We start from the raw sequence: 11,323 nt of genomic DNA, 5'->3' as shown, positions 1-11,323 counted from the left end.
GCAATGCATCAGCAATTATCGTACCCGCAAAAAAGCCTTCACGTCGCGGCATCTCCCTAACCCAGCAACAGCGCGTCGTCAGCCAGCTTCTCGCCCCGCACGCGCTCGAACATGCGCAAGAGGTCGGGCACATCCAATCCGCGGCGTTCCTGTCCCGATACATCGAGCACGACCTTGCCTTGGTGCAGCATCACCGTGCGCTCGCCTACATCAAGCGCCTGGCGCATGCTGTGCGTGACCATCATGGTGGTCAGCTTGCTCTCCTCGACGATGCGCGCCGTGAGCTCAAGCACAAACTGAGCCGTGCGCGGATCCAGTGCGGCCGTGTGCTCATCCAGCAACAAAATGCGCGATGGTTGCAGCGCGGCCATCAAAAGGCTGACCGCCTGGCGCTGTCCACCGGAAAGCAGGCCGATGCGATCGGTCAGCCGGTTCTCCAGCCCGAGCCCCAGCACCGCCACGCGCTCCCGGAATTCATCGCGCATGGCCGGCTGCACCGCCCGCGCGAAACCGCGTCGCTTGCCCCGGCCATGGGCCAGTGCAAGGTTTTCCTCTATGGTGAGATCCTCGCATGTGCCGGCCATGGGATCCTGGAATACACGGGCAACTCGTCTTGCGCGCAGCCACACGGGCAGGCGTGTGACGTCCTCGTTGTCGATGGCGATCGTGCCTGCATCGACGGAAATATCGCCCGACACAGCATTCAGGAAAGTGGACTTGCCTGCGCCATTCGAGCCGATGACGGTGACAAACTGGCCAGTCGGAATATCCAGCGACAGGCCGCGCAGTGCCCGAGTCTCGATGGGCGTGCCGGCATTGAAGGTAATCTGCAAATTCTTTGCGCTCAACATGTCAGCTTCTCCCCACAGTGCCACGCCGCAGACGCTGTTTGAGCAGCGGTATGACCAGGGCGATCGTGACCAGCACGGCTGTCACCAGATTCAGGTCCTGTGCCTTCAATCCGATGAAATCGGCATTCAGCGCCAGCGCAATAAAGAAGCGGTAAAGAACAGCGCCCACAATAACGGCGAGTGTCGTGATGACCAGGCGGCGCGAAGGCATGATGCTTTCGCCTACGATCACGGCCGCCAGGCCGATGACGATGGTGCCTATGCCCATGGAAATGTCGGCGCCGCCCTGAGACTGCGCAAACAGCGCGCCGGCCAGGGCGCACAGCGCATTGGAAATGCCCATACCCGCAAGAATGCGATTGCCCGTGGCCACGCCCTGCGAACGGGCCATGCGCGGATTGGAGCCGGTGGCCCGCATGGCAAGCCCCGTCTGGGTCGAGAAATACCAGTCCAGAATCAGCTTGACGATGATGACCAGCGCCAGCAGGATAAGCGGACGCGCGATATAGTCGCTAAGACCTTCAGGCTGCAATATCGTGAAAACAGTGGGCTCGGTGATCAGCGGTACGTTGGGCCGGCCCATGATGCGCAAATTGATGGAGTACAACGCAATCATCATCAGGATGCTGGCCAACAGATCCATGATCTTCAGGCGGACATGCAGCCAGCCGGTGATCATGCCCGCAATCGCACCGGCCAGCGTTGCAACAAGCGTGGACGTAAACGGATCCATGCCAGCGCTGATCAGCGTTGCAGCGGTGGCGCCGCCGAGTGGAAAGCTGCCATCGACAGTCAGGTCTGGAAAACGGAGGATGCGGAAGGAAATGAGCACGCCCAGGGCGACCAGGCCAAAAATCAGGCCGATCTCCAGCGCACCCCATAGAGAATAGATAGACATGGTGCGGTGTGTGCAATAGGAACGGAAGCAGGCGGGCTGCGCGGACAACCCACCTGCTTCAGGGACTGGCGCCGGCTACGCTGCTCGGCTCACTCGACGACCTGGGTCGCGGACTTGACGACCGCCTCAGCCAGGGTCACACCCTGTTTTTTCGCTGCGCCGGGGTTGACGAACAATTCGAGCTTATCGCTGGTTTCAGAAGGAATGTCGCCCGGTTTTTCACCCTTGAGGATACGCACGACCATGCGGCCGGTCTGCAGGCCCACATCATGATAGTTGATGCCCAACGCTGCAATGGCGCCACGTTTCACGCTGTCGGTGTCGGAGGCAACCAGCGGGATTTTTGCATCGTTGCCCACCTTGACCAACGCCTCGTAGGCCGATACGACGTTGTTGTCGGTATTCGTGTAGATGACATCCACCTTGCCCACCAGGCTGCGCGCGGCAGCACCGACATCGACTGTGCGTGCCGCCGTGGCCTCGACCAGTGTCATATCGGACTTGGGCAGCAATTCGCGCATGCGCTTGACCACCACCACGGAATTGGCCTCGCCCGGGTTGTAGACCATGCCCACACGCTTGGCGTCTGGCACGACCTTCTTGATAAGCTCGATCTGCTTTTCCAGTGACAGCGCGTCGGACACGCCAGTGACATTGGTGCCGGAGGCTTCGAGCGAGGGAACGAGTTGCGCCGCCACCGGGTCGGTGACAGCCGAATAGACGACAGGAATGGTTTTCGTCGCGGCTACCACGGCCTGGGCCGAAGGCGTGGCGATGGCCACGATGACATCAGGCTTGTCCCCGACATACTTGCGCGCGATTTGGGCGGCAATGGCCGTATTGCCCTGCGCCGTCTGGAATTGCCAATTCAGGCCTTTTTCCTCGGTGTAGCCTGCCTTCTTCAGGGCTTCCTTGACACCGTCCTTGACCGAATCCAGTGCGGGGTGCTCGACGATGGACGTGACGGCAACCGACTGCGCCGCGGCCGGAACCTGGGCAAGCGCCGCCACCATGGCCGCCGCGCCTGCGAACAGGCTGGCCGATTTGCTGAACCTCATGAAAGACTCCTTGATGAATTGAATATGCGGAGCGCGTCGGCTCCGCCAATGGCCGTAAGTCTAACCTGAACCCAGCCGCGCCTGCCTCATGGATATCCCTGCAAGCCTACTGCGCGCGCGGTCTTCACGGCGCGCTATACAGACAGGGACATAATGCGGCCCCGCTGCGCCAACAAGGCGCGAGCCCAGCGCACAGCCGGCAGGCGGTACCGGGCCTCGACATCCTGCGCCCTCAGGAGCAGTTGTGCCACCGTCACATCAAGCGCCGGCCCCTTGAATGCCAGCACAACCCGGTTTCCTTCATCGATTTCGGGCAGCTGCAGAACCCGGTTGCCGAAAGCGGTGCGGATATTGGCCACATTGCGCGGAAAACTCGCATGATTGCCAAACAGATTGACCGTCATGACGCCCACATCGGACAGAGCGCGATGACAGTCCTGGTAGAACTGCACGCTGTCGCGCACCGGCCCCTGCGCCAGTCCGTCATAGAGGTCGACCATCAGAGCCTTGCAGCGCCCGGCATTCCGGCCGTCCGCCACCCATTCGGCCGCATCGCAGTGCTCAACGCGGGAGCGGGCAGGTGCCGGAAGACGAAAATACATGCGGCAGGCGGCCGTCACCGCGGGATTCCACTCCACCGTGACTGTCAATGCCTGCGTATATTTCAGGACGAAGCGGGTCAAGGCGCCGGCGCCAAGACCAAGAATGCCAACCTCCTCCTTGCGCGTCGGCTCGAGAAACAGCAGCCACGCCATCATCTGCTGCGTATAGGCCAGAACGAGCTCGGCCGGCGCCCTGAGGCGCATGGCCCCCTGGACCCACTCGGTGCCGAAATGCAAATAGCGTACGCCACCTTCCTCGGACAGCGTAGGTTCGTCCACTGGCTCGGCCGCGGTACGCCAGGCGCCTGACCGTTGTCCCGCGCTTCCGGCCCGGCGCGTCTTGGCGGCTTCAGGCACGCTCGAAGATGGCGGCAATGCCTTGCCCACCGCCTATGCACATGGTGACCAACGCATAACGACCCTGAATGCGCTGGAGTTCATGCAGGGCCTTGACGGTAATGATGGCGCCCGTCGCACCCACCGGGTGACCAAGACTGATACCGCTGCCGTTTGGATTGACGCGGCTCGGATCGAAGCCGAGCTCTTTGCTCACCGCGCAGGCCTGCGCGGCAAAGGCTTCGTTGGCCTCGATGACGTCCATCTGCCCGACCTCCAGCCCCGCCTTCTGCAGGGCCAGGCGCGATGCCGGGACGGGGCCTATGCCCATGTACTTGGGATCGACCCCGGCGTGGGCATAGGACACCAGCCGTGCCATCGGCTTGATGCCGCGCGCTTTCGCCGCATCCGCGGTCATAAGCAGCACCGCGCCTGCACCATCGTTGATCCCCGAGGCGTTGCCCGCCGTCACTGTACCCTCTTCTTTCTTGAATACAGGCTTGAGCTTTTGGAAATTCTCCGCTGAAGCGCCCATGCGCACATGCTCGTCGGTGTCGAAGACCACTTCGCCCTTGCGAGTCTGCCGGACCACCGGCACGATCTGATCCTTGAAGTAACCCTTTGTGATCGCATTTTCGGCGCGCTGATGCGAAGTCAGCGCCAAGGCATCCTGCTCCTCGCGACTGACACCGTATTTGCTGGCCACGTTTTCGGCGGTAATGCCCATGTGCACCTTATCGAATGGATCCGACAGCGCACCCAGCATCATGTCCAGCATGGTACTGTCGCCCATGCGCGCGCCCCAGCGGTGCGCGGGCGCGATGTACGGCGCGCGGCTCATGCTTTCAGCGCCGGCGCCGATGGCGATCTCCGCATCGCCCAGGCGCAGCGCCTGAGCCGCCGACACAATGGCCTGAAGGCCCGAACCGCACAGCCGGTTCACATTGAACGCCGGCGTGGAATGCGGCATGCCCGCATTGAGCGTGGCCACGCGCGAGAGATACATATCGCGCGGTTCGGTATTGATGACGTGCCCGAACACGACGTGCCCTACGTCGGCCGCGGCCACATTGCCGCGCTCCAGCACGGCCTTCAGCACCAGCTCGCCCAATTCGCAGGGCGGGACATCCTTGAGGCCCCCTCCGAAATCCCCTATGGCGGTACGGCAAGCGCCCGCAACGACAATATCTTGCATGCTGTCAGTCTCCTGTCCGATATGCGTGAGGCACGCATCGTGAAATGGTCTGCCAGGCCGAATAGCCTGGATTGCAGGCATTTATATTAACGCGTTCAGGCAAAAAAATGCGGCGGTGCAACACCGCCGCATTTTCATTGCCAAACTTGCTCAAAGAAACGCCGCGCTGCATAGCAGCAGGCTCCATGAGCGGGCTTTCTGGAACTTTCAGTCCTGCCGCTTCTCCTGCTTGGCGGCCTGTTTGGCTTCTTCGCGCTGCTCTGCTTCCTTGCGCGCGGTATCGGGTGCAACCCAGTTCAAAGGTTCGATAACAAATGGCTGCTTCTTGGCAGTCGACTGGCTTGCCATATGGATCTCCTTGATGCATTACAGGGGCACACCGTGCGCCCCGTACGTTCTAAAGAGTAACATATTTTCAATAAAAATACAACATTTTGCAGTCAACTTCTATTAATTTCAGTTAATTTGCATTCGAAAAGCGCAAATGGCCGAGCACACCCATTGGACGACGGCGGCCGCGCCGCCTCGGGATCGCCCATATTCCGGGGCCAGCGCTGCTGGTAGCTAGGTGGGTAGCAGCGGTATGAGCTTGTCGGCTTCGGCCTGTGAGATAACGCCGTCCTCGACGGTGTCAGCCGTCACAGCGGCAATCTTGCGTATGCCGGTGCTGATTTCCAGGAATTTGCGCTGCAAGGCATCAGCCTCATTGCTCCAGCCGGTCGCCGGTGCCGGCGGGACGTGATCGACCTGCAGGCCTTCCTGTGCGCATAAGGCTTGGAGCCAGTCCTTGGCATACCCCGCTGCGCCTTCTACCTACTCCATCCATTCGGCGAGCAGGCGTGCCATTTCTACGTCCATCGACTCTCCGATCAGCCCACGCAACTTGCGGCGCAAGCTCTCGGGATGAATGGCGATGCCGCGGCGCTGCGAAAGAAAGATCGCTGCAGCATTTACGCCGCCCTTGGTGCGCCGGACGCAGTTATAGAGAACATCCCGCCAATCAGTGTTGGTGTATAGACATGTCATGGCAATGAATCTCCAGGCTTTTCAGCGTGTCGCACTTGTGCCGGCTGCCGTACAGTGGCTGCATGGATAAATGGAATGGAGGCGGTCAGCCCAAAACCCTTAGAATCAGGGAACCGACCCGCTGAAACTTTGGATAGAGGACCGACCATGGACGAAAAAATACCGATATTCCCAGTAACCGCCTGGACCGTGGGGCCCGTACCGCGTCTGGGCTTTGCTGTGATGAAGTTCGATTTCATTGCCAGCCCCAAGCAGAAAATCGAAGAAGCGAGCGAGGGTCCCAACTTCGCCCTGACCGCCACCCAGTTGCGCGATCTGATACAGCAGATGCGAGAAGCGCTCGATGTGCTGGAAAGCACCGACGACTCGGCAACGGACGAGAATCGGGATCCATGAGATCAGGCATGCTCGGCCTCTTTCTTTATCAGGGATGGCAACCTCAAGAACCCCCATCGCACGGATGGGCAAAGGCGTTCGCATGTGACCCCTGTCAAGCGCTCGATTCCGGGAGCGTGTTTAGCGGGCACCTCCTACCCTCTTTTTTCCACTGATTGAAGGCTCCACGACTAACCCCAAGCTCACGGGCGAGCGCTGCTTCCGATCCAAATATGTGGGCCGCCTCTTCCAGAGGATGAACGGGTATTTGCGTATTCATGCCAAACGTCTAGATTTTCTGAACATCAAAGTCTAGATTATATAAACCATGTATGTAAAGATTTTCTCTACACTTAGGCGTATGGAAATGCGCGAATGGATCCGAGCTGCCCGAATGCACGCAAAGCTCACCCAAAGTCAGTTGGGCGAACGCTTAGGCGTGAGCAAGGGAAACGTGTCTGCGTGGGAGAATGGCCACCATGAAGCTAGCGTTGAACAAGTTAATCGGATTGCCGAGATAACTGGTTACGTTGAGCGGCTCACTGTACCTGCCAGTTTGCCATCGAGTGCTGGGACGGAAATGTGGGCCCAATGGCCCTTCCCCCAGGTTGATCAGAACAAAGTAAGGCAACTCGACAAAGAGTCCGCCATTTCGTTGCAGGCCGCCATTCTCATCGCCGCTGCCCAAGTTGGCCTAGACATCAGGAAGTAGCAGCCAAATGTCCTATGCATGCCGAATTCATCTCTCAGGCCATGATCATCCTGGGGATAGTGTGCTTGGTGGTTTTGTTGGGAGTACTTCTCTGGGATGAATGGAGAAGGAGGAGTAGGCTGAAAGCTTTTTTGTGCGCAAGGTAACTGCATGAGAAAAACAAAACTAAATTTTGTCGCGTCAGCTCTGATGAGTATCTTGCTGAGTGGGCAGGCTACAGCGACCAAGATTCCATACAGCCTTCAGGCCGCCGAGCATGATAAAGAGTTTCAAGCAGCACTAGAAAAACTATCGCGAAAGGATTGCAAGCTTGTGATTCAGTACATGCGCAGAATCGATTTAGCCACCGTGATTCCAACCGTCGAGGCGCCGCCATCAGACGTTGATCTTTCCGAGGCAATTGCTTCCCAAAAGGCCGTAAATGAAGAGAAAGAGAAGGCCAAGAAGTCTGCCGACGACGTTCTGGCACAACTAAAGGAGGCTGTAGTTTTCTAATGTGGCCGCCATGAAAAATACCGATCCAGACTACGATGATGATTCAGTGTTTGTGACCATCTCTGTGACCAATAGAACCGATAAAGTAATCTCCGGCATCAAGGTAGTAGTAACCGCCGCGGATGTATTTGGGGACAACTTGGACCGATACGGGCCGAAAAGTGAAAAGGACTTGGCGCCAGGAGAAACAATCCGTCTTAGTGGGCATTACCGTAGTTCGCGATTCCTTCGCGCAAATCCAGAAAAAGTCACCGTTTCGGCTCAGGCTACCCAGATTGTTTTTAAAGACGGTAGCCAGCTGAAGAACCCCAGGTACCAATAGCATGCCCTACGGGCAGCGTTAATAGGAGGCCATAGGATGCGAAAGATACCGCCACTTGTTATTGTTGCTGCCTGTTTGTTTCCCTCAGCAAGCTGGGCCAGAACTGGGAATGAACTGCTTTCGACGTGCCAGGATGAATATTCACATATGTTCTGCATGGGCTACGTTGTCGGCTCACTGGAGACTTGGTACACCAGCAATACCGCCAGGTTCTGCATTCCAGAAAATGTCACCCAAGGACAACTTACAGATATCACTATCAAATACCTGAAGAACAATCCAGAGTCGCGGAATCTCGAGGCTTCCCTATTCGTTGCATCGGCCATCAGCGAGGCGTTTCCCTGCCAGCAAACCCAAAGGGGGCCCAAATGAACTGGTACGCGAACTTCGATGGGGCTGTGACCATTTCGGGCATGTGGCTGCTGGGGAAATGGCTGGCCTGCTTTCCAGGGAACTACGATGTGGAATCGTGGCGCTGGTGATCATTGCTGTTCTGGAAGAGGCTAATAAGCCCCACCAGCGATAGGGTTGGGGGTGGGAATTTAGTTTGATGTGGTTGTGTAAGGTCGCATACCGCTGGCACAAAAGAAAGAGACAAAGCATGAAAACCGTTCGTCTACTGATCGCATCGCTGCTCTTTAGCGTCGCGACCTACCCTTTGTACGCCTGTGCCCATGGAGGCGGATGCCGCAAAAGCTCGCCACCGGGCAAGTGCTGCCACATGGATAAGAAAAAGGGGGAGGTGCATTGCCACTGATGTGGGCGCAACCTGCCGGGATTGTTGCATGGAGCGCACTGCTACTAGGACGGCGGGAAGAAGAGTTATGAGCGGAAGTGAGAGCTGCGGGTTATTTAGTCGTTGCACATGCACGAAGATAATTTGACCCATCTGATCCTCCTGATTGGCTTGCTGCTGCTCGTTGTGCGCGCAGCGCTATGGATATGGGATGCCTGGCAGAAGAAGAGATGGAAGGATGGGAAGCGGCGAGGGGCTCCATCCTCTATGGGGTTATTTAGTTTGATGTGGTTTTGTGATGGAGGTAGGTTGAATGGCTGAGATTTTGGTCGATCAAAACGCGCCCATTTTCGAGCTGATGTCAGAGCCAACTATTGTCGTTGGAGATCACATCAACACTGTTTGGCGGGGCCTCGCATGCCCGTATGGGACGAACGAGGCCGGCGCAGCACTGATTATAAAAGCACTACTAACCCCGTTAGCGCTGGCGACAGAGCTCGCCTGCGCCATAGCAGGAAGGTACCTTGGATTGCCTGTTCCAGCCCCGAGTATTGTTCTGTGTGACCCCGAGCTTCTCACCCAAATTCCGCCAGGCGTATTACAAGGCTCACTTAGGACTGCCGATGGTCAACTTATTTATTACGGAAGCCAACTGATCTTTGAGCATCCAATACGTCCCACATCCACATTGAACCCAAAGGTGATTGAAAGGATTTGGGCGAAAGTGTGCGCAAATGAAGTGGCACCTTCCGGAGCGGCCTGGGACGAATTGGTGGCCAACCCAGATCGCCATCATGAGAATCTCACCTACGATGGTGAGCGGTGGTGGTTGTACGATCACGACAAAGCTTTGGCATCCCTCGCCGACCTGTATGCGCGCATAACGGAAACGGAAAGCCGTGTTGCTATTGTTGCTCACCAAGCGCCACGCAATCAGATCGCTTCTGAGATGGAACGGAGACGATGTGACATGGCCCAAGTAGGACAACGTTCAAAAACCATGTCTCGCAGCGCAAAAGGCTTCGATTTGCTGGTCTCCAGCGTCGAGAAATGGCAAAATTCCGACGTTAGAGTAAACAGCGTACTCGTACTTGCCACTGACGTATTACGATCCATTGGTTTTCGATTGCCAGCTATTGAACTCCTAGTGGAGCAGCGGATCAACACGAAGCAAAACCTATCGTTGCTGTGGAGCGAACCGGATGCCTGAGCAAACTGCAATCATCAAAGCTCGTTATGCTCCTGTGTACTGGGAGCCAATGCCCTTTGTCGGCGAGCGTTTTATTTCTATTGTAGTTGTGCAACCGATCAACGCTGACTCCATAATTGAGCCAACTGCTAGGGTTGTCCTGTCGCTGGATAGGCTCAAAGTGATGTTTGGTCGATCCGCAAAGCATATTTTTGGCATTATGAATGAAACAGCAGATCTGCTCGCGCATATGCTGGCAAGTGGTGCTAATCTTGAGACGCTTGAAATGCCGTTTAGCGGATTTAATCTTGGTGAGACTCGGTTAGCTAGAGGCCGAACAGTAGAGCAGATGCTGGATGGTGCGGTACGGTCAATTTCATCGCTAGGCGCCGCAGATGCTTTGTATCAACCAACTTCAATATCACTACGCCGTCAAAACCAGGCTACCGCCATCTTTTTGCAAAGAGTGCGAAAGAGGTTCGCGGATGGCGACCGTGACTTAAAAGATAGGTTTAGGCGACAGCTTTACACAAGAGAGGCAAAGTTAGTAATCACCTTGGATTACTCACACGAAAGATGGCTAGTTCAAATGGCAAGCCTTCCCCATATCCGGCAACAAGCGACCTTGTTACGTCGTGAGGCAGAAAGCAAACTGTTCGGACTACAAGCTGTGAAACGTGAATTTGAAGGAAATGCTGAGCCAATTTTATTGGTCAACGCTGGGGTCTTAGACCATCCTGCAGATAATGAAGCTAATAATCTAGCGCAGGAAACACAAGAACATTACAGAAACTGCGCGTCATTAGTTGGCGCACGCTTGATTGAGGCTCGCACAACCTCAGAAGGAGTTCGAGCACTTGAGTCTCTGCGCTAACGAAAAATAAAAATTACGCGCACCAGTTTACCGTGTAGCCAAGTGCGCCAGGCACCCCACCAACCCGGCTCCATACTCGCCGCTGCGATCAACAGAATAAGAAACGGTACGCCGCCACGATGACATATGGGGAACGTAATCTCCACGCGACAGGCACCTGGTTAGTGTCGCGATATAACGCTTCAACTCGACTTCAGCCCGCTCTCCTTTGGCCGGATTGGCCAATCAGCGACCTTTCGCCAAGGTTCTCCGTGCACAAAAAAATGCCCTCGAGCCGAATGGTTCAAGGGCAGTTGGCTGTTGCCAGCCGTACTTGTGACTTAATCCTAACAGCCGATACTGTTCGTATCCATGGGCAGTATCCCTGATTTACAGGCTACCTTCATTCCTAATGTTAGGATTTACCGCGCATCCTGCGCGCCAACAACCCTTCCTGATACATTATCGCCCCTACCTCAGATAGTATGGCGATGTCGTCTTCCGACAGCCATTCTTTGGCGCCCTCAAGCCATCCAGCGAGAAGGACGATGCCTTCGTCCAGATCCGCTTTTTGTGCGCTGGCATCCAGCACTTTTGCCCGGTCCTCGAATAGCTGGATCATAGGATGTAGATCTGCCATGTCGCCCTCCTGTGAGGGGACATGATAGCCCTCCT

16 protein-coding genes are annotated in these 11,323 nt (G+C 56.6%); 7 read left to right on the top strand and 9 right to left on the bottom strand.

Annotated features, from left to right (window positions below; translation table 11 throughout):
- Positions 1–56: 56 nt before the first annotated feature.
- From ERD78_RS07195 to ERD78_RS07170, 8 genes are all read right to left on the bottom strand, one after another.
- Complete coding sequence (locus tag ERD78_RS07195) at positions 57–851, bottom strand: ABC transporter ATP-binding protein (RefSeq protein WP_129968604.1); 795 nt, start codon at positions 849–851, stop codon at positions 57–59.
- A 1-nt stretch (position 852) separates the two neighbouring features.
- Complete coding sequence (locus tag ERD78_RS07190) at positions 853–1,749, bottom strand: ABC transporter permease (protein WP_129968603.1); 897 nt, start codon at positions 1,747–1,749, stop codon at positions 853–855.
- 89 nt (positions 1,750–1,838) lie between these two features.
- Positions 1,839–2,807, bottom strand: a complete 969-nt coding sequence (locus tag ERD78_RS07185; RefSeq protein ID WP_129968602.1) for an ABC transporter substrate-binding protein — start codon at positions 2,805–2,807, stop codon at positions 1,839–1,841.
- Positions 2,808–2,941: 134 nt separating this feature from the next.
- On the bottom strand, positions 2,942–3,688 hold the full coding sequence (locus ERD78_RS07180) for a class I SAM-dependent methyltransferase (RefSeq protein WP_167668893.1): 747 nt from the start codon (positions 3,686–3,688) through the stop codon (positions 2,942–2,944).
- Positions 3,689–3,758: 70 nt separating this feature from the next.
- Positions 3,759–4,940, bottom strand: coding sequence for an acetyl-CoA C-acyltransferase family protein (locus tag ERD78_RS07175; RefSeq protein WP_129968601.1), 1,182 nt, complete (start codon positions 4,938–4,940; stop codon positions 3,759–3,761).
- A gap of 207 nt (positions 4,941–5,147) precedes the next feature.
- Entirely contained in the window at positions 5,148–5,288 is a 141-nt protein-coding gene (locus ERD78_RS19735) for a hypothetical protein (protein ID WP_167668873.1), read from the bottom strand.
- Positions 5,289–5,504: 216 nt separating this feature from the next.
- Positions 5,505–5,633, bottom strand: a complete 129-nt coding sequence (locus ERD78_RS20110) for a hypothetical protein (protein WP_257216502.1) — start codon at positions 5,631–5,633, stop codon at positions 5,505–5,507.
- A 120-nt stretch (positions 5,634–5,753) separates the two neighbouring features.
- Positions 5,754–5,966, bottom strand: a complete 213-nt coding sequence (locus tag ERD78_RS07170) for a hypothetical protein (protein ID WP_129968600.1) — start codon at positions 5,964–5,966, stop codon at positions 5,754–5,756.
- Positions 5,967–6,113: 147 nt separating this feature from the next.
- Between ERD78_RS07170 and ERD78_RS07165 the strand changes: the two genes are divergently transcribed.
- The 7 genes from ERD78_RS07165 (at position 6,114) to ERD78_RS07130 (ending at position 10,669) form a co-directional block, all read left to right on the top strand.
- Complete coding sequence (locus ERD78_RS07165) at positions 6,114–6,362, top strand: hypothetical protein (protein WP_167668872.1); 249 nt, start codon at positions 6,114–6,116, stop codon at positions 6,360–6,362.
- Between the two features lie 307 nt (positions 6,363–6,669).
- Entirely contained in the window at positions 6,670–7,053 is a 384-nt protein-coding gene (locus ERD78_RS20215) for a helix-turn-helix transcriptional regulator (RefSeq protein WP_129968598.1), read from the top strand.
- A 150-nt stretch (positions 7,054–7,203) separates the two neighbouring features.
- Complete coding sequence (locus ERD78_RS07150) at positions 7,204–7,548, top strand: hypothetical protein (RefSeq protein WP_129968597.1); 345 nt, start codon at positions 7,204–7,206, stop codon at positions 7,546–7,548.
- Between the two features lie 10 nt (positions 7,549–7,558).
- Positions 7,559–7,870 (top strand): hypothetical protein, encoded by a 312-nt coding sequence (locus ERD78_RS07145; RefSeq protein ID WP_129968596.1) that lies wholly within the window; start codon positions 7,559–7,561, stop codon positions 7,868–7,870.
- Positions 7,871–7,906: 36 nt separating this feature from the next.
- Positions 7,907–8,242: a Rap1a/Tai family immunity protein gene (locus ERD78_RS20210; protein ID WP_129968595.1), complete on the top strand. Its 336-nt coding sequence runs from the start codon at positions 7,907–7,909 to the stop codon at positions 8,240–8,242.
- A gap of 677 nt (positions 8,243–8,919) precedes the next feature.
- On the top strand, positions 8,920–9,816 hold the full coding sequence (locus ERD78_RS07135) for a hypothetical protein (RefSeq protein ID WP_129968594.1): 897 nt from the start codon (positions 8,920–8,922) through the stop codon (positions 9,814–9,816).
- Positions 9,809–10,669 (top strand): hypothetical protein, encoded by an 861-nt coding sequence (locus tag ERD78_RS07130; RefSeq protein ID WP_129968593.1) that lies wholly within the window; start codon positions 9,809–9,811, stop codon positions 10,667–10,669. The genes ERD78_RS07135 and ERD78_RS07130 overlap by 8 nt, the downstream gene beginning before the upstream one ends.
- A gap of 394 nt (positions 10,670–11,063) precedes the next feature.
- On the opposite strand, the gene ERD78_RS07125 is transcribed toward ERD78_RS07130, so the two are convergent.
- Positions 11,064–11,288 carry a hypothetical protein gene (locus tag ERD78_RS07125; protein ID WP_129968592.1) on the bottom strand — a complete coding sequence of 75 codons (225 nt, stop codon included), beginning with the start codon at positions 11,286–11,288 and terminating at the stop codon, positions 11,064–11,066.
- Positions 11,289–11,323 lie beyond the last annotated feature (35 nt).

Source organism: Allopusillimonas soli, assembly GCF_004153445.1.
GTDB classification, from domain to species: domain Bacteria; phylum Pseudomonadota; class Gammaproteobacteria; order Burkholderiales; family Burkholderiaceae_B; genus Allopusillimonas; species Allopusillimonas soli.
The sequence above is the reverse complement of the archived record's forward strand: the minus strand, read 5'-3'. Positions and strand labels throughout refer to the sequence as shown.